The 17,939-nt window shown below is 69.4% G+C and carries 12 protein-coding genes and 1 tRNA gene; 7 read left to right on the top strand and 6 right to left on the bottom strand.

Annotated features, from left to right (window positions below; translation table 11 throughout):
* Nucleotides 1-53: 53 nt before the first annotated feature.
* Nucleotides 54-130: transfer RNA gene (locus AC1RUS_RS14590), tRNA-Arg, on the top strand.
* Nucleotides 131-207: 77 nt separating this feature from the next.
* Here the strand turns inward: AC1RUS_RS14590 and AC1RUS_RS14585 are convergent.
* The 4 genes from AC1RUS_RS14585 to AC1RUS_RS14570 all read right to left on the bottom strand — a co-directional run bounded on the left by AC1RUS_RS14585 (nt 208) and on the right by AC1RUS_RS14570 (nt 6,993).
* Nucleotides 208-3,372, bottom strand: coding sequence for an efflux RND transporter permease subunit (locus AC1RUS_RS14585; protein WP_492917308.1), 3,165 nt, complete (start codon nt 3,370-3,372; stop codon nt 208-210).
* A gap of 2 nt (nt 3,373-3,374) precedes the next feature.
* A complete protein-coding gene (locus AC1RUS_RS14580) occupies nt 3,375-4,529 on the bottom strand; it encodes an efflux RND transporter periplasmic adaptor subunit (RefSeq protein ID WP_492917307.1) in 1,155 nt (384 codons plus the stop codon).
* On the bottom strand, nt 4,526-5,770 hold the full coding sequence (locus tag AC1RUS_RS14575; protein WP_492917306.1) for a TolC family protein: 1,245 nt from the start codon (nt 5,768-5,770) through the stop codon (nt 4,526-4,528). Before AC1RUS_RS14575 ends, AC1RUS_RS14580 begins: the two co-directional genes overlap by 4 nt.
* Before the next feature lie 563 nt (nt 5,771-6,333).
* Nucleotides 6,334-6,993 carry a response regulator transcription factor gene (locus tag AC1RUS_RS14570; protein WP_492917305.1) on the bottom strand — a complete coding sequence of 220 codons (660 nt, stop codon included), beginning with the start codon at nt 6,991-6,993 and terminating at the stop codon, nt 6,334-6,336.
* A 393-nt stretch (nt 6,994-7,386) separates the two neighbouring features.
* Between AC1RUS_RS14570 and AC1RUS_RS14565 the strand changes: the two genes are divergently transcribed.
* The 6 genes from AC1RUS_RS14565 to AC1RUS_RS14540 all read left to right on the top strand — a co-directional run bounded on the left by AC1RUS_RS14565 (nt 7,387) and on the right by AC1RUS_RS14540 (nt 16,102).
* Nucleotides 7,387-8,448 carry a hypothetical protein gene (locus AC1RUS_RS14565; protein WP_492917304.1) on the top strand — a complete coding sequence of 354 codons (1,062 nt, stop codon included), beginning with the start codon at nt 7,387-7,389 and terminating at the stop codon, nt 8,446-8,448.
* Nucleotides 8,445-8,900, top strand: a complete 456-nt coding sequence (locus AC1RUS_RS14560; RefSeq protein ID WP_492917303.1) for a hypothetical protein — start codon at nt 8,445-8,447, stop codon at nt 8,898-8,900. Before AC1RUS_RS14565 ends, AC1RUS_RS14560 begins: the two co-directional genes overlap by 4 nt.
* Nucleotides 8,901-8,931: 31 nt before the next feature.
* Nucleotides 8,932-10,002, top strand: coding sequence for a hypothetical protein (locus tag AC1RUS_RS14555; RefSeq protein ID WP_492917302.1), 1,071 nt, complete (start codon nt 8,932-8,934; stop codon nt 10,000-10,002).
* Between the two features lie 92 nt (nt 10,003-10,094).
* Nucleotides 10,095-15,056, top strand: a complete 4,962-nt coding sequence (locus AC1RUS_RS14550) for a DUF11 domain-containing protein (RefSeq protein ID WP_492917301.1) — start codon at nt 10,095-10,097, stop codon at nt 15,054-15,056.
* A gap of 64 nt (nt 15,057-15,120) precedes the next feature.
* Nucleotides 15,121-15,585 (top strand): hypothetical protein, encoded by a 465-nt coding sequence (locus AC1RUS_RS14545; RefSeq protein WP_492917300.1) that lies wholly within the window; start codon nt 15,121-15,123, stop codon nt 15,583-15,585.
* A 37-nt stretch (nt 15,586-15,622) separates the two neighbouring features.
* Nucleotides 15,623-16,102, top strand: coding sequence for a GAF domain-containing protein (locus AC1RUS_RS14540; protein ID WP_492917299.1), 480 nt, complete (start codon nt 15,623-15,625; stop codon nt 16,100-16,102).
* Here the strand turns inward: AC1RUS_RS14540 and AC1RUS_RS14535 are convergent.
* Together AC1RUS_RS14535 and AC1RUS_RS14530 are read right to left on the bottom strand one after the other, a co-directional pair.
* Nucleotides 16,099-17,472 carry an FAD-containing oxidoreductase gene (locus AC1RUS_RS14535; protein WP_492917298.1) on the bottom strand — a complete coding sequence of 458 codons (1,374 nt, stop codon included), beginning with the start codon at nt 17,470-17,472 and terminating at the stop codon, nt 16,099-16,101. The two genes, AC1RUS_RS14540 and AC1RUS_RS14535, sit on opposite strands and share 4 nt — an antisense overlap.
* Nucleotides 17,469-17,933, bottom strand: coding sequence for a DUF4126 domain-containing protein (locus AC1RUS_RS14530; protein WP_492917297.1), 465 nt, complete (start codon nt 17,931-17,933; stop codon nt 17,469-17,471). Before AC1RUS_RS14530 ends, AC1RUS_RS14535 begins: the two co-directional genes overlap by 4 nt.
* Nucleotides 17,934-17,939: the final 6 nt, after the last annotated feature.

The following is a 17,939-nucleotide window of genomic DNA, read 5'->3' as shown; positions in this document are numbered from 1 at the left end:
CGTTTGCGCCGGCCCGGCCTTTCGGCTAAGAGGCCATTCCCCGCAAGGCGGAAGCACCCGTAGCTCAGCTGGATAGAGCGTTGCCCTCCGAAGGCAAAGGTCACACGTTCGAATCGTGTCGGGTGCGCCATTTCGGTTCAAAACTGCGAACTTCCAGAATCGCAGACGGGTCGCCCCTCCAAGCGTCGCGGGCTGCCAAGCAATCACTCACCTGCGCATCCAACCTTTCCGTGCGAGCCAAGCCGCAAAGACCGGCAAGGCCAGCAAGGTCAGCGACGTAGAGGTCAGCAGGCCGCCGATGACGACGGTGGCCAGCGGCTTCTGCACCTCCGCGCCGGGGCCGATGGCGACCGCCATGGGCAGGAAGCCGAGCATGGCGACAAGGGCCGTGGTCAGGACGGCTCGAAGGCGGCTGACGGCGCCGGTGACTGCCGCCTCGTCCGGCTCCAGCCCTATGGCGAGCTGCTGCTTGATGCTCTGCATCAGCACCAGGCCGTTCAGTGTGGCCACGCCTGACACCGCAATGAAGCCGACGGCCGCCGAGATCGAGAACGGTGTGCCGCGCAGCGCCAGGGCCACTGCGCCGCCGACCAGGGCCAGGGGCACGCAGGCGAAGACCAGGGCCGCCTCCGCCGCCGAGCCGAGGGCGAAGTAGAGCAGGATGACGATGACCAGGAAGACCACCGGCACGATGACCGCCAGGCGCGCCGAGGCCCGTTCCAGGTTCTCGAACTGACCGCCCCAGTCGAGCCATGAGCTGGCGGGAAGCGGGACCGCCTCGCGCACGGCGGCCTTGGCGTCGGCGACGAAGCCGCCTAGGTCGCGGCCTCGAACATTGGCCTGGACCACGATTCGGCGCTTGCCGTTCTCGCGACTGATCTGGTTGGGGCCTTCGGTGGCGTCGAAGCGGGCCAGGGTCGAGAGCGGGATCGCCGCCGTGCCTGGGGGCGCGCCCTCCGGCATGACAGGGAGCTGCCCCATGACGGCCGGGTCGTTGCGGCGTTGTTCGTCGAGGCGGACCACGACATCGAACCGCCGGTCACCCTCAAGGATATGCCCGGCCTCGCGCCCTCCAAGGCCGATGGCCAGTGCGTCAGCGGCGTCGCTGGCGTGGACGCCGAGCGCGGCGGCGGCCGTGCGGTCGACCGTGGCCGTGATGGTCGGCTGGCCCGAAACCTGCTCGACTTTTACGTCGGCCGCGCCTCGCACCCCGCGCAGGGTCTTCGCGATCTCCTGAGCGGTCTGGTCCATGACCGCGAAGTCGTCGCCATAGACGCTGACGGCGACATCGGAACGCACGCCTGCGATCAACTCGTTGAACCGCATCTGAATGGGCTGGGTGAACTCGTACGCGTTGCCCAGGTGCTTGCTCAACGCGCCTTCCATGCGCTCGACCAATTCCGCCTTCGGCAAGCGCGGATCGGGCCAGTCCTTGCGCGGCTTGAGGATCACGAAGGTGTCCGAGGCGCTGGGCGGCATCGGGTCCGATGCGATCTCGGCGGTGCCGGTGCGCGTGAACACGAGGGCGACCTCGGGCATGGCCGCCAGGGTCTTCTCGACCCGGAACTGCATGGCCTGGCTCTGCTCCAGCGAGATCGACGGCACGCGCGAGGCCTGAACCAACAGGTCTCCCTCGTCGAGCGTTGGGATGAACTCGCGGCCCAGGCTCAGAAAGGCGACAACACCGATCAGCAGCGCTAGGCCAGCGCCGGCCGCTACAGCCAAGGGGCGGGCCACAAGCCGGCGCAACACAGGCTCGAACCGCGCTCGCGTCGCGGTCATGACGCGGGTCTCCCCGTGCTCCTTGGGCTCACCGATCAGAAGGGCGGCCATCGCGGGCACGAAGGTGAGTGACAGCAGGAAGGCTCCGGCCAAAGCGAACATCACGGTCGCCGCCATGGGACCAAACATCTTGCCCTCGACGCCTTCGAAGGCCAGCAGCGGGGCATAGACCATCAGGATGATGGCTTGGCCGAAGGCGGCGGGGCGCGCCATCTCTCGAGCCGAGGACGCGGCGATCTCGATGCGCTCGCGGGCGTCCAAAGGCCGTCGCAGTTCGCCTCGACGCAGCGCCAGGCGGCCCAGAGTGTTCTCGATCACCACCACCGCGCCGTCGACGATCAGACCGAAGTCGAGCGCGCCCAGACTCATCAGGTTGCCGCTGATCCCGAACCGCCGCATGGCGATGGCCGCGAACAGGAACGACAGCGGGATGACCAGGGCGGTGATGATCGCCGCGCGGATGTTGCCCAGGGCCACGAACAGCACGGCGATCACCAGCAACGCCCCAAAGGCCAGGTTGTGCTCGACGGTGCGGATCGTCGCGTCCACCAGATCGGTGCGGTCCAGCACCGGCTTGACCACGACGCCGGCCGGAAGGCTGGCCTGGATGTCCTTCAGGCGCTCGCCCACCCGAGCGGCGACGGTGCGGCTGTTTTCGCCGGCCAGCATCAAGGCGGTGCCGATGACGACCTCTCGCCCCGCCTCGCTGGCCGAACCCAGGCGCGGCGCCTGGCCGACGACGACAGTGGCGACATCGGAAACACGGATGACCGCCGACCCACGCCGACCCACGGGGGTCTCGGCCAGTTCGCCCAGGGTCTTCACGCGAGCGTCGGCGCGCACGATATAGGCCTCGCCGCCGCGTTGGACATAGCCCGCGCCCTCGACCCGGTTGGCGTGCTCCAGGGCGTCGATCAGTTGTGGCAGGCTGATCCCGAACGCTGCCAACTTGGCCGGATCCGGCTGGACCACGTACTGCTTCACGTAGCCGCCGAGCACATCGACCCCGGCTACGCCTTTCAGCGTCTTCAGTTGCGGCGCGACGATCCAGTCCTGCACCGTGCGCAGATAGGTGGCCTTCTCGATGTCGGTGGTCAGGCGGTCGCCTTCGGGGGTGACGTAGACCGCGCCAGCGCGTGCCGCCGGCCCCGAAAGCTCGACGGTCCAGATGTAGACCTCGCCCAGACCCGTGACCGGCGGCCCCATGCTGGGCTCCAGGCCGTCAGGCAGGGTGGCACGCGCCGCCTGTAGCCGCTCGTTGATCAGATTCCGGGCGAAATAAAGATCGGTGGCGTCGGTGAAGACGGCGGTGATCTGCGAGAAACCATGTCGCGAGAGCGACCGGGTTTCTACGAGCCCAGGGATGCCCGCCAGGGCGGTCTCGACCGGGAAGGTGACCTGACGCTCGACCTCCTCGGGGCCGAGGGCCGGAGCGATGGTGTTGATCTGCACCTGGCGGTTGGTGATGTCGGGCACCGCGTCGATAGGCAGGCCGGCCAGTTGCGCGCCGCCATAGGCGAGCAGGGCCACGGCCAGCAGGGCGACGATCCAACGGAAGCGGACGGAGAGGTCGATCAGGCGAGCCAGCATGGTCAGTCCTCGTGTCCCGCTTCGCCCTTGCCGAGTTCGGCCTTGAGCAGGAAGGCGCCCTTGCCGGCGATGCGTTCGCTTCCGGCCAGTCCGCGCAGGATCTCGGTGGAGCCGGCGGCGACGCGGCCGGGGGTCACCGGCTTCGCGCGGAAGCCGGCCGTCTCGACCACGAACACCACCGGGCGGCCCTCGACGGTCTGGACAGCCTCGCTGGGCACAATGATCACGCCGCTTGCACTGGTTCCCGTCATCACCCGCGCCGAGACGACGGACCCGACCGGCGCGATCTTGCCCGATGGCGTCGCCCGCACGGTGGCGGTGTTCCCGCCGGACGCGCCCGGAGCCACGGCGTTGATGGTGGCCCGCGCTTCCCGACCGTCCGGGGTCTGCACATGGATCACCTGGCCAAGTCTGATAGAGCCAGCGGCGACGGCGGGCGCGTCGAAGACGTATTCGGCGCGGCTTTGGTCGGCGATTTCGGCGACAAGCGCGCCCTGGGTCAGGAAGCTGCCGACCTGGGTCTCGATCCGCGTCACGACCCCTGCGATGGGACTGCGTAGAACCGTGACGCCGTTGGCCCCCGGGCCGCCCATGGCGCGAACCTGGGCCTGGGCGGCGCGATAGTCGGCCTGGGCCTTGTCGGCGGCGGCTTGACTGGCCTCCCAATCCTGGCGGGCGACGACACCGGCGTCGAACAGGCGGCGGTCCCGGCTGGCGGCGGCCTGGGCGGCCCTGACTCCGGCTCCAGCGGCGTCGAGGCTCGCGCGGCCAGAGGCGGCGTCAGCGCTACGCAAGGTGGCGATGGGCGATCCGGCGGCGACGTTCGCACCGGCCGAGACATGAACCCGCTCCACCGTGCCCGACACCGGCGCGCCGAGCGCGGCCAGGGCGTTGGCGGCCAGGGTCACGCGCCCTGGCAGCAGGATGTCCGCGCCGCCGCCGCGTCCTGGCGTGATGACCGAAACGCCGGCCGCCGCCGCGTCGGCGAGCTTCAGCGGCACAAGATCCGTGGCGCCGTGCTCGTCGTGTTCCGCGCCTTCTTCTCCATGGGCGGGTGCGACTGAACGGCTTCCGACGAACTGGGCGGCCCCATAGCCGAGACCGGCGGCGGCGGCGAGGGCGACCGCCGAGGCGATGATAGAGCGACGAGCGATCACGGCTGATCTCCGAAGGGAATGGCGCCCTGGGCGCGGGCGAGGTCGGCGACCGCCTTGACGCGCGCCAGCTTGGTTTCGACGGCGCGGCCTCGCGCGGCGACGAGGTCGCGGCGGGCGGCCAGCAATTCGGACAGCGGCAGACGGCCGGCGTCGTAGCCGATCCGGGCCAGGCGATAGGCCTCGGACGCCGCGCTCTCCGCTTGCCGGGAGGCCTCCATTGTCTGGCCTGCTGCGGCGACCTGGGCGGTCGCGGCGCGGCGGTCGCCATCCTGCTCGGCCTGCGCCATGGCCAGCCGCGCCTGGGCGGCCTGCGCGTTGGCCGTGGCGGCGGCGACCGAGCCTCGGTTGCGGTCGAACAGCGGCAAGGGGACCGAGACGCCGAAGACGGCCGCCGTGGAATCGTCGTTCTGGAACTGGCGGACACCGACGCTGACGGCGAGGTCGGGTATGCGTCGCGTTCGTTCTACCGCGATACGACGCTCGGCGGCGTCATGCTCCGCACGGGCGGCCGCGACGGCCGGACTGAAGGTCGGCCCTGGCGAGGGCGGCGCGGGGTCAGCGTCGAGGAGGCCGCCGGTGACGGCGACGTAGGTCTCGGACGAACCTGTCAGCGCACTCAGGCGGGCCAACCCCGCCTCGGCCTCGGCCTGAACAGCGGCCAGGTCCGCGCGGGCTGTGGCCAATCCAGCCTCGGCCTGAACGGCCCGCACCTGGGCCTCCTTGCCGTTGTCCACGAGCAGGCGGGCGGCCTTGGCGTCGGCCTGGGCTAGGTCGACGCCGTCCCTGGCGATGGCGAGGCGCTGCTGGGCGGCCTCGGCGTTAGCGTAGGCCAGCGCCAGGTCACGGGCGAAATCGACCTTTCCCAAGGCGGCGCGCGCCCGGGCGGCGGCGAGATCGGCCTGGGCCGCCGAAGTCCGCGCCGCGCGCTTGCCGCCCAACTCCAGCGGCTGCTCGATGGAAAGCGTGGTCTCCGCGCTGTCGAAGTCCTTGTAGGGACCGGACCCGGCGGCGTTCTCGACCATCAGGCCAAGGGTCGGGTTGGGCCGAGTGGCGGTCTGCGCGGCCTGGCCCTCGGCCACGCGCGTCTCGGCGGCCTCCAGCGCCAGACGCGGCGCGGAGGCCTGGGCCTGTCTTAGAAGGGTCTGAAAGCTCGGGGCGGTCTGGGCCGTGACCTGTGTGCAGAGCACCCCGGAAACGACGCAGGCCAAGGCCGCGCGCAGCGGCCATCGGTTCGATGACATGGAGGTTCCTCACGAAGGATGAGCGACGGCGCGCGAAAGACGCGCGGATCGGTCAGGCGCGAGGCGGTCGGTCGAGGCCGGAGAGGGCGCGCGAGGCGAGCGTTTGGACGGACGCCAGCGCGTGCTCGGGGGCGACGGGGGCCAGGGCTGGAACCTCCGCGACGGCCGTATCGAGCATGGCTCCGCCGTGATGACAGTGGCCGCTCACGCAGCACGCGGCCTCGCAGGGCGCGCGGTGGCCCCGCTGGTCACTTTGGATGGTCTGGACGGCGGCGACGCCTGTCTCGCCGCTGACGACAGATGCATCGTCTTCGCAGAGACAGGTCGCCATGCTGACAGCAGGTGCAACGACGAGCAGCGCCAGAACGCAGGCGGCCATCAGGCCACTCAGGTTCCGCCACCATGTCATCGCTCGTCGCATGGCCGTTCTATAGCTTCAGGCGCTGAACTTGAGAACGCGTTACAAAATCACAGCGGCTCAAATGGCTAGCGCCCACTCATAGTTCTCAGCGGCGTCCGCATCTGCGCGCCATTTCCTCGAAAATTCAGGTCGATAGAATCCGCTAGGCCGCCAGCGTGAGCGCCGGCAGCGCGCCGGCGGCGAGGAAGGGGCGCAGGGCCAGCATGGCTTGGGCGCGGTTGTAGACGCCCAGCTTGCGAAAGATCGCCGTCAGGTGCGCCTTGATCGCCGCTTCGGACACGCGGAGATCGGACGCGACCTGCTTGTTGAGACGCCCGTCGGCGATGCTGATCAGCACCTTCAGCTGGGTCGATGTCAGATCCTCCAGGCGCTTGCGCATGGCGAGCTGTTCCTGGTTCACCGACGCCGAGCCATCGAAGGCGGGAAAGGCCCGCGCCCCGGCCGCGACCGACCGCAGGGTCTCCATCATGTCGGCGGTGCGCACCGACTTGGGCATGAAGGCCGCCGCGCCCAGCACGTTGCTCGCGCCGATCATCTGGTCGTCGCAGCGCGAGGAGAAGAGCACGATCGGCGCGTCGGGCAAGCGCTGCTGAACCAGGATCAAGCCCGACAGGCCGGCAGCGTCGGGAAGCACCGGATCCATGATCACCAGGTCGATGGCCGCGCCCGGACGACAGTTCGCCTCCAGCCCTTCGATGCAACCGATCTCGATGACGCTCACCTTCGGCCACGTCGCCAGGACCACCATCCGGATCGCTTCGCGCATAAGAGGATGACTATCGATGACAAGAACCCGCTTCACGCGCGAATGCTCCAGGTGACCACTCGAACGAGCATGGCGGTGCGGATGCGCGCCGTCATTGCGCCAAGTGTCGCAATCGACGTGGCGACGTTCGATGATCTGCGTTCCGAAATTCTCGAAAACAGCGAACACACAAGGGTTTGCGGTCAAATCGGCCGAAACTCAACGAACAGAGCTCTGCAATGGAAACGATTGCGACAGGACGTCACAGGGTTGAAGCGTGAGGGACGCTCTCCTGCGACGATACGCACCATGAGGCGAGTTTGGAGGGGCTAATCGCACTAGACGTTAGTCTAGATATTCCTTCTTTGTTCGCGTCCAGTAAGGTCTGATTAGCCGTAGAGGCGCGCTGTTGAGGCTCGAATTCAATCCAGCGAGCTTCACGACCAGCGCATGACCCGTCCGGGCCCTGACAACATCAGCAAGGCGACCGCCCTCGGCGGATGGACGGCGCGTGTCCTTGCGGCCGTGCTGATCTTGCTGGTCACGCCCCTCATCGCGCTCGCCGCTCCGGCCATGACTCCGGCCGCGACGATGGTCGACAACGTCGCCGGCCTGACCTTCTTCGACGGGACGCGAACCCTGGCCCTGGCCTCCAATCGCGTCTCCTTGCAGGTTCAGGAAATCCTCGACGTGCGCATCGACGTGCTGACCCCCGAGCTCGACGTCGAGGCGAGCGCGGATGACCAGCGCCTGGCCTTCCGCATCACCAACCTCGGCAACGGCTCCGAAGCGTTCGACCTCTTTCTCGAGCACGCCGGCGCGGACGACTTCGATCCGCAGGCCTGCCGCATCATCGTCGATTGGGACGGCGACGGCCTGCCCGACATGACCGTGGACCGCGTCTCGACGGTCACGCCGGTCCTGGCTCCCGGCGCGTCGGTGGTGGCCTGGGTCTCGTGCAGCATTCCGGCCTCGGCCCTACATGGCAATCTGGGCCGAGTGCTGATGCGCGCCTTCCCCGCCGTGTTGCGCAACGGCGCGACCGAGACCGACATGGCCCGAGCCGGAAACGGCGGCGTCTACGTCGTCATGGGCGCCGGCTTCCGCAATCCGCGGAGCGGCGGCGGCGGAGCGGGCGGTGCGACCAGCACCCCAGCCGTGTTCCGGGTCGGGTCGGTCAGCGCCCAGCTGATCAAGACCCAGACCGTCGTCGACCCCTTCGGCGGCGCGCGGGCCATGCCCGGCGCCGTCATTATCTACAGCCTGGAAGCTCGGTTCGCCGCCGGACCGACGGTTCGCCAGGTCAAGATCTCGGATCCCATCCCGGTCGGCGCCGTCTACGTCCCCGGCAGCCTTGTCCTCGACGGCACGCCCCTCACCGACGGCGACGACAACGACGGCGGCCGCTTCCTCGGCGACGCCATCGAGGTCGCGCTCGGCGAGATCGCCGCCCCGGTCAGCCGCACCGTCACCTTCAAAGTCCGCATCAGTCCTCCTGGAACCACCTCATGACCAAGACCCTTCTGCTCGCCGCCGTCGCGGCCGGGCTGCTCACCCATGGCGCGGCCCAGGCCAGCGAAGCCACCCTGACCTCGGCCGTCTTCAAGGAGATCGAGACCCGCGCTCCGGACGGTCGCGTAACGACGAGCCTGAAGTCCGCCGCTCGCGTCACGCCCGGCGACCAAGTCGTCTACGTCCTGACCTATCGCAATGGCGGCGAAAAGCCCGCCGACGGCGTGGTGGTCACCAATCCGCTGACCCACAACCTGGTCTATGCCGGTCCCGCCGACGCGCGGCCGCCGGCCGTCTCCGTCGACGGCCAGACCTTCGGCGCCCTGCCCGGCCTGACCAAGGCCGGCGCGCCGGCGACCGTCGCCGACATCACCACCCTTCGCTGGCGTCTCGACCAACCCGTTCCGGCGGGCGGCGAGGTGCGTCTGTCGTTCCGCGCGCGTCTGAAGTGACGCGTTTTCCCAATCCAAAACGGGGGTTTTCATGAAGAAGTCATACAGAACACGCTGGCTGGCGGGGGCGTCCGCCCTTGCCGCAGGCCTCTGGAGTCAGGCGGCGTTTGCCGCGACCGGCACCCAGGCCGGCACCAGCGTCAACAACACCGCCTCGGTGTCGTATTCGGTCAGCGGCGTCAGCCAGACGCCCGTCGCGTCGAACGCGGCCACCTTCGTCGTCGACCGCAAGGCCAATGTGATGGTCGCCGAAGTCGGCGGCGCGGCCACCAGCGTCTCGTACGGCCAGACCAACCAGGTGACGACCTTCACGGTCACCAACACCACCAACGCCACGCAGGATTTCCGCCTGTTCGCCCTGAACACCGGCATCGGCGCGCCAACCCAGCTGGGTCACACCGACAACTTCGGCGTGACCAACATCCGGGTGTTCGTCGACGTCAACGGCAACGGCACCTATGAAGCCGGCACCGACACGGCGACCTATATCGACGAACTGGCCCCGGACGCGACCAAGACGGTCTTCGTCGTCGCCGACGTTCCGGCTTCTGGCCCGGCCAGCGGCATTTCCGGCGTCGAACTGACCGCCGTCGTCGCGGCAGGCGGCACGGGCAGCAGCCTGGGATCGGACCTGAGCGCCAGCCTGGTCGACGATCCGGCCCAGATCGACACGGTCTTCGCCGACGGCGCCGGCTATGCCGACGTCGTGCGTGACGGCCGCTTCAGCGCCGGCGACGAATACAACATCGCCGGAGCGACGGCCGAGGTCACCAAGACCGCCACGCTCATCAGCGATCCGCTGAACGGTCTGGTCACGCCCAAGGCCATTCCCGGCGCGGTGATCGAGTACTGTATCGCGGTCAAGAACATCGGCTCGCAGCCGCTGACCAGCGTCGGCGTCACCGACAACATCCCGGCCAACACCACCTATGTGGCCAGCAGCACCTATGTCGGCGGCTCGGTGCTTCTGGGCGCGTGCGTGGCGGACGGGGCGCAGGCGTCGGACGGCACGGTCTACAACGGCACGCGTATTGCGGCGAGCATCGCCAGCATCGCGGTCGGCGCGACCTCGACGACGCGCTTCCGCGTCACCCTGAACTAGCCTCGTTCCAGAACGGAAGAGACGACCCGACCGGGCGGCGCGCTGCGTCGCCCGGAACGGTCCCGCATGCCAGAATGACATTGCACGCCCGCATGAAACACGCGCTGACAGGCCTGGCGATCGCCGCCGGGCTCTGCGCGCCCGCACATGCGCGTCAGACCCCCACGATCAGCAACACGGCGCGGCTCTCCTATGTGAGCGCGACGGGCGCGGGCGGCGTGAACTCGAACACCACCACCCTGACTCTAGCGCCGCGCACGCGATCGGCGATTCGCTTGATGCGCTTGGCCGTGGGCGCCGAGGGTGTCGGGATGGATGCCGGCGACAGCAAGTGCCTGATCGACGGCAAGGGCTTTTCCACGCCCAGTTTCCACGGCGGCAGCGACTTCGACCCCAGTTGGGTGATGTTGCGCCCCGCGACCTCGTTCCACGCCGGCGAACCGGTGTTCATCGTCATCGACGCCCCGGAACAGAACCTCGATCCCGCCACGCGGGACGTGATGACCATCACCTTGAAGACCACCAACGGCGACAAGGAAACGCTGAAGGTCAGCGAGACCAGCGCCAATACCGGTCGTTTCCTGGGCTACATTCAGGCTACGGATGTTACCCCGTCGGCCTCCTTCGACTGCCAGATCTCGGCGCCGCGCGGCGGCTGGCTCGATGTCACGGTGGCCGATCTCTACGACGGCACGTCAGCCACCGCCCAGGCGCTGATCGACCCCTACGGCTACGTCTTCGACTCCCGAACCGGCAAGGCGATCGACGGCGCGCGCGTCACCCTGGTCGACCAGGTGACCGGCGCACCGGCCAAGGTGCTCGGCGACGACGGGGTGAGCGTCTATCCGTCCACGGTGATCAGCGGCCACGACGTCACGGACTCGGGCGGCGCGATCTATCAGTTCGCACCGGGTCAATACCGTTTTCCGCTCGTCAATTCAGGACGTTACAGTCTCTTCGTCGAGCCGCCGGAAGGCTATTCGGCGCCCTCGACGGCGACCGAAGCGGCCCTGGCCAAGCTGACGGCGCCCGACGGCGACCCCTTCGAGATCGCGCCGGCCTCCTGGGGCGCGGCGTTCGACCTCATCCAGGTCGATCCGCTGCAGGTCGACATCCCGCTCGACAGCGGCAAGCTGCCCGTCGTCTATCGCCGGTTCGTTCAGGGACTGTCGCTGGAGAAGTCGGTCTCCGCCCAGAAAGGCACGTTCGGCGACCTGATCCGCTACACGCTGGCGGTGCGCAATCTCGGCGCGGCGCGAACCATCAACACTGTCCAGGTGCAAGACGTGCTGCCGCGCGGCTTCCGCTATGCGCGGGGCTCCTCACGCAAGGATGGCGCGCCTATGGCCGATCCGACGATCAGCGCTGACGGCCGGACGCTGACCTATAGCCTCGGCACGTTCGGGCCGGCGCAGGCCAACAAGATCAGTTACTTGACCACCATCGGACCCGACGCGCCGGTCGGCGTGGCCATCAATCGCGCCATCGCTACCGGCGCCTTGGGCGCGTCCAGCGGCGAGGCCCAGGCCAGGGTGCGTGTCGCCGCGCCGCTGATGACCGACGCGGCCACCATCCTGGGCCGCGTGACCGAAGGCGCGTGCGCCACGCGCCGCGAGGACGGCCGCATCGGCGTGGCCGGCGTGCGGCTGGTGCTGGAAGACGGAACCTACGTGGTCTCCGACCGCGACGGACTGTTCCACTTCGAGGGCGTTCGCCCTGGCCTGCACGTCGTGCAGTTGGACGCCGGCGCTCTGCCGGCCGGCCTGGAGGCCGTGGCCTGCGGTCGCGATACCCGCATCGCCGGCAGGGCCTTCTCGCAGTTCGTCGACCTACGCGGCGGCGGGCTCGAGCGGGTCGAGTTCCGCCTGCGCCGCACCGTCGCCAAGCCGGAGGCGGCGATCGCCGCCGCCGTGTCCGAGGACGCCCCGGCCGGGACCATCGACTGGTTCGCCGGCCAGGAGCCGGGTGAAGGCTTCATCTTTCCCGCCGAGGGCCACAACCCGGCCGCGCCGGCCATCCGCGTCGCCGTCAAGCACGGCCCCGGCCAGCGCGTGACCCTGACGATCAACGGCGCGCCCGTCGATCCTCTGGCCCGCGACGGCGTCGACACCAGCGCTGACGGGACCATGGCCGTGTCGCTGTGGCGCGGCGTGCCGCTGGTCGAGGGCGACAACGTTCTGGCCGCCACCATCGTCAACGGCCGCGGCGACGTGATCGCCGAGCTGAAGCGCCAGGTCGCCTACGCCAACACCCCGACCCGCGCCGTACTGGTTCCCGAGGCCTCGCATCTGGCCGCCGATGGGCTCAGCGCGCCGGTCGTGGCCGTGCGCTTCACCGACCGCCTGGGCCATCCCGTCCGCCCCGGAACGATGGGGACGTTCGAGATCGGCGCCCCTTACGCCACGGGCCAGGACGTCGACGCCGACCAGCGCCTGGCCGGCGAGGGCGCTCGCGCCGCGACGTGGCGGGTGACCGGTTCGGATGGCGTGGCGCTGATCGCGCTGGCCCCCACCACCCAGGCCGGCTCTGCCCTCCTGCGTTTCAAGCTGCCAGGCCTTTCAGAGACTGCCCCGGCCGAAGTCCGCGCCTGGCTCAGCGCCGCGCGTCAGGACTGGATCGTGGTCGGCTTCGCCGCCGGCACGGCCGGCTACAACACCCTTTCGCGCCACGCCGCGCCGCTGGCCCGCAAGGACCGCGACAAGACCATGGTCGATGGTCAGCTGGCCTTCTACGCCAAGGGCCGCGTCAAGGGCTCGTGGCTGCTGACCATGGCCTATGACAGCAAGCGCTCGGCCGACGCCGACCGGGGCCTGACCGCGACGATCGATCCCGACCGCTACTACACTGTCTATGGCGACGGCGCGGGCCAAGCCTATGACGCCGCCAGCCAGCGCAAGCTGTATCTGCGTCTGGAGCGCAACGCCTTCTACGCCCTGTTCGGCGACTTCCAGACCGCCTTTGACGCCACCCGCCTGGGCCGTTTCGACCGCACCCTGAACGGCGTGAAGTTCGAGCGCCAAGGCCGCGTCCTCAGCTTCGCCGGCTTTGCCGCCGAGACCGAGCAGGACCACGTCCGCGACGAACTGCCCGGCTCGGGTCTGGCCAGCCTCTACCAGCTGTCGCGCCGCGACATCGTCCCCAACACCGAGACCGTGACGATCGAAACCCGCGACCGCGTCCGGGCCGAGCGCGTGCTGGCCAGCCATGTCCTGGCTCGCGACGTCGACTACGACCTAGACTACGCCACCGGCGCCCTGACCTTCCGCGATCCCATCGCGACCCGCGACGCCGACCTCAATCCGAACGTGGTCGTGGTCGGCTACGAGGTCGCCGCCGGCGGCGAGAAGACCACCGAACTGGGCGCTCGCGTGTCCGCAGCCCTGCTGGACGGCAAGGCCGCCGCCGGGGTCACCTATCTGCACAGCCGCCCGGGCCAGGCGCGCAGCGAGACCGATCTCGTCGCCGTCGACGTCACTCTGCGCCCGCGCGCCGACACCGAGATCCGCCTCGAGACCGCCACCAGCCAGTCGGTTACGACCGATCGCCAAGGGGCCTGGATCGCTGAGGTCGAGCATCACTCGGCCCGCCTGGACGTGCTGGGTTACGCCCGCCAGGCCGACAAGGCCTTCGGCCTGGACCAGCAGAACCTGGCCGAACTGGGCGCCCGCAAGGTCGGCGTCGACGGCAAGGCGCGCCTGACCGACCGCCTGTCGATGTCGGTCTCGGCCTATCACGAGCGCTACCTGGACAGCGGCGACGTGCGCGACGTGGTCGACGCCCGCCTGGACTACGCTCGGGGCGACCTGCGCCTGGGGGCCGGCCTGAAGTCGGCCCACGACACCCCGGCGACCGGCCAGGGCGTCCGCTCCGACCTGCTGACCGTCACCGCCAGCCGCGACCTGCTGAACCGCCGCCTGCAGCTGACCGCTTCGTCCGACATCGCCCTGGGCGACGCCGAGAGCCTGGACTTCCCGGTCCGCCGTCGCGTCGGCGCCGCCTTCGTCGTCCGCGAGGGCCTGCGCCTGCTGGCCAGCCGCGAGATCGTCGAGGGCGTAGGCTACAAGGCCGCCGTGACCGGCGGCGGCGTCGAGGTGGCTCCGTGGAAAGGCGCGCGCCTGACCAGCGCCCTGAACCGCCAGGACCTGTCGGCCTTCGGTCCCCGCACCTACGTCCAGCTGGGCCTGGCCCAGAACGTCCAGCTGAAGGGCGACTGGACCCTGGACGCCTCGGTCGACGCCGCCAGCACCCTGGCCGGCAAGACGCCAGATCCGAACACCTTGGACACCAAGGCCACCGGCGCGGGCCTGGCGACCGAGGACTTCACCGCCGTCAGCCTGGGCGCGGCCTATCGCGCCGAGCTGTGGAGCTGGAATGGCCGAGTCGAGGCCCGCCACGGCGACCGCGCCGACAGCTGGGCGGTCCGCGGCGCCTATCTGCGTCAGCTGCGCGAAGGCGTCACCGCCGCCTTCACCGTCCGCGCCGACGAGACCACGACCAAGGCCGGCGCCGTCTCGCGCGGGATCGAAGCAGCCGGCTCGGTCGCCTGGCGGCCGCTCGACAGCCGCTGGTCGGTGCTGGACAAGCTGGAAGTCCGCCGCGAGGCCGCCCACGGGATCGTCGAGGGCACGGGCGCCGCCGGCTACGGCCCCACCGCGCGCGGCGACGGCGTCTCGTCCAAGCTGATCAACAACCTGGCCGTCAACTTCGACAGCGATCGCGGCGACCATACGCCTGGCGCCGTCCAGGCCTCGGTCTATCACGGCGCCAAGCTGGTCCGCGCACAGTTCGACGGCCAGGCCCGCACCGGTCTCGTCCAGGTCATCGGCGTCGACGCCCGCCTGGACCTGACCCACCGTGTCGACATCGGCCTGAACCTGTCGCTGCGCCAGGCCGGCAGGCGCGACGGCACGGCCTACCCTTCGGTCCGTCGATCGGCGTGTCGCCCGCCGACAACGCCTGGATCAGCGTCGGCTGGAACGCCGTCGGCTATCACGATCCGGACTTCGAGGCCGCCAGCTACAGCCGCAAGGGCTTCTACGTCACGGCGCGGATGAAGTTCGACCAGACCACCTTCGCGGGCCTCGGCGCCGCAGCCCGCCAGAGGCTGGGAGGCCGTCGATGATCGTCCTGCTGTTCCTGGCCTTGACCGCCAGCAACACTGTCGCCGTGGTCTCCGATCCCTACAGCGGCTCGGTGGCGCCCAAGGCCATCCCCGGCGCGAAGCTCGATTACACGATCACCGTCACCAACGGCACGCTGGTCGTGCTGGACCAGGACAAGACGGTCGTCACCGATCCCATCCCGACCAAGGTCAAGCTGTGCCTGGTGGATCTGGGCGCGCTCAACTCCGGACCGATCGCCTTCACCTCGGTGCTCAGCAACCTGACCTTCACCTACACGTCGCTGGCCAGCGCCACCGACGACGTCGAGTTCTCCAACAACAGCGGCTCGACCTATGTCTACACGCCCGTGGCCGACAGCGACGGCTGCGACGCGGCGGTGACCAACATCCGCATCAAGCCCAAGGGCAAGCTGGCCGTGGCAGGCGCGGCCTCGTTCCGCTTCCGCGTGATGGTCAAATGAACCTGCCTTCGATCGAACCCACCGCGAGGAGACGCCCATGCTGATGCTGTCGACGACTGACCACGAAGAGCTGCTGCGCCTGGCGGCGCTGGTGCGCACCGACGTGCTGGCCACGCCTCGCGATCCCGAGTTTGACCGCGTGGCCGAGGCCGCCAAGGCCCTGTTCGGCGCGCTGGCCGCCATGGTCACCTTCGTCGACGCCGATCGGCAGTGGTACAAGGGCCGGGCCGGCGTCGACATCTCCGACACCCCGCGCGATGTCTCGTTCTGCAGCCACTGCATCGCCTACCGCAACCTGCTTTGGATCGAGGACACGCTCGAGGATCCGCGCGTGGCCGACAATCCGTTCGTGGTCGGCGCGCCGAATATCCGCTTCTACGCCGGCGCGCCGGTGCGGGACGCCGACGGCTGGATGCTGGGCACGGTGTGCGTGGTCGACACCGCCCCGCGTCCGTTCGACCAGAGCCTGTCCGACGCCTTGGCGGCCCTGGCGGACGTCGTCTCCAGTCGGTTCTAAAGCGGCTTCAGCTCGCCCAGCATGGTCGGGATCAGCTCCGACACTGTCGGGTGGATGTGCACGGCGCGCTGGATCGTCGTGTAGGGGGCCTTGGCGTACATGATGTCGAGCATGCCGTGGATGGCCTCGTCGCCGTTCAGCCCCAGGATCGCCGCCCCGAGGATCAGCTTGGTCTCGGCGTCGACGAGCACCTTCATGAAGCCCTGGGTCTCGCCCTTCTCGACCGCTCGGCCGACGCGGGTCATCGACCGCTTGCCGACCAGAGCCGGACGCCCGGTAGCACGGACCTCGGCCTCGCTCATGCCCACCCGGCCCAACGGCGGGTCGATATAGAGGGCATAGGCGGTCAGGCGGTCGCTGACCTTGCGCGGATCGTCGTCCAGCAGGTTGGCGGCGATGATCTCGAAGTCGTTGTAGGCCGTGTGGGTGAAGGCGCTCTTGCCGTTGCAGTCGCCTATCGCCCAGACGCCCGGCACATTGGTGCGCAACTGGTCGTCGACGGTGATGTAGCCCCGCTTGTCGACCGCGACGCCTGCCGCCTCCAGGCCCAGGTCGTCGGTATTGGGCTTGCGGCCCACGGCCAGCAGAACGTGCGAGCCCACCACCTGCGGCGCGCCGGCCTCGCAGGTGACGTGGACGCAGACGCCCTCGTCACAAGGTTCAAAGCTAATGCACTCGGCGTTGAGGCGGACGGTGATCCCCTCGGCCTCGAGGATCTCCCGGACGGCGTCGCAGATTTCCGGGTCCTCGCGCTGGATCAGGCGCGGCCCCATCTCGACCACCGTCACCTCCGCGCCGAAGCGACGGTACATCTGGGCGAACTCCAGGCCGATATAGCTGCCGCCGACGATCACCAGATGCCTGGGCAGCTCGTCGATCTGCATCATGTCGGTGTTGGTCAGGTACTTGACCCGATCCACCCCCGGCATGTCGGGGATGTTGGCGCGGCCGCCGACGTTGACGAAGATCTTCGGAGCGCTCAGCACCGTGTCGCCGACCCGGACTGTCGTGGCCGACTCGAAACGGGCGTGGCCCTCGAAGACCGTGCAGCCCTTCATGCCCTTCAGCCAGGTCTCGACGCCGTTGCGGGCGTTGTGGACCACCGTCTGCTGGCGTTCCTTGACCCGCTTCATGTCAACCCCGACCGGGCCGTCGAAGGTGACGCCATAGTCCGCCGCGCGGCGGGCCAGGTGGGCGGCGTAGGCGCTGGCGACCAGGGTCTTGGTCGGCATGCAGCCCGTGTTGACACAGGTTCCACCGAACAGCTTGCGCTCGATGAGCGCCACCGTCTGGCCGGCCGCCGTCAATCGTCCGGCCAGGGACGGACCGGCCTGGCCGGCCCCGATGATGATCGCGTCGAAGGTCTTCACAGGGCCGCCCAGACGATGGCGATCCCGCCGAACACCGCCACGGCGTCCTCGATCAGGGCGGCGGGCAGGTCCTTGCCGAACGCCTTGGCCAGACGGGCCCGCGCTTCGGCCCCGCCCAGGGTGCCGATCACCGCTCCGACTACGCCGGCGGCCGCGCCGCCGATCCAGACGCCCGCGGTCATGCCGATCGCCGCGCCGCTGAGGCCGCCCATCACGACGCGGGTGATGAACTGCGGCGGCACCTTGCGGCTGGGAGTCTTGGGCAGTTGGTCGCTGACCAGTTCGGCCAGGGCCAGGGCCGAGAAGATCCAAGGCGTCGCCGTCGCGCCCATCCAGGCCAGCGGCGTGCCGGCCAGCGGCAGCCAGCCCAGATGCGCGGCCCAGGCGACGGCGGCTGGCGCGGTCACGGCCCTCAGGCCGGCGATCACGCCGATCAGCAGGGCGAACAGGTAGAGGGTCATCGAAGG

The sequence above is a fragment of the Caulobacter sp. GW821-FHT10F06 genome (assembly GCF_058809215.1).
This window is presented reverse-complemented; position numbering and strand designations above follow the sequence as displayed.